This window comes from Ruegeria sp. AP12, assembly GCF_056540025.1.
On the sequence record NZ_JBQFVZ010000257.1, the window covers coordinates 1 to 618 of the forward strand.

General features: G+C 56.5%; 1 protein-coding gene and 1 pseudogene. Both read right to left on the reverse strand.

Annotated features, from left to right (window positions below):
- A pseudogene (locus tag ACR0E6_RS22610) lies at positions 1-253 on the reverse strand (hypothetical protein); the annotation flags it as partial.
- On the reverse strand, positions 234-618 hold a 385-nt coding region (locus ACR0E6_RS22615; protein WP_480587604.1), incomplete at its 5' end, for a citrate/2-methylcitrate synthase. The gene ACR0E6_RS22615 and the pseudogene ACR0E6_RS22610, both read right to left, overlap by 20 nt.

The window sequence follows — 618 nt, forward strand, 5'->3', positions numbered from 1 at the left end:
GTCCACTCGCGAGTGAGGCTTTAAAGCCAAGCTCGACGTAAACTGCGGCGGTCGCGCCATCGATGTTCATCGGGATTGCGCGACTTTTGATATCTGACAAATACCCCTCGATCTGCGGTGCGAGTCTGGCACAGGCCATAACCTCAATTGCGTCATATTTTTCCAGTGTTTTGAAATAGATGCCGCTGATGCAGCCGCAAACGATAGCTCCGGCCTTAAGAGGTTTCGTCGGTTTAGCTCTCCGATTTAACACCAATGTATTCCGGCAGATAGCGCGGTGGCATTGGCCCTTTGTTCCGGCCGCCCTGCTGCATCTGTTCCCAGCCATGAGACAAGACGCCTACCGAGCGGGAGAGACAGAACAGACCACGAGAGAGTGGGGGCGGAAAGCCCAGCTCGCAAAAGATAACAGCCGTGGCCCCATCGATATTCATTGCGATCTCAGTGCCGCGCTTGCGTCCGATTTCCGCCTGAATAGCCTCGCCAATGTCGGCAAACCGCCCATCCACCGTACCGGACTTCGCGGCCTCGCGTACCAACGCCATCAACCTTGGTGCGCGGGGATCGACGGGCTTGTGGAAGCGGTGGCCAAAGCCCGAGACAATTTTGCCATTTTCC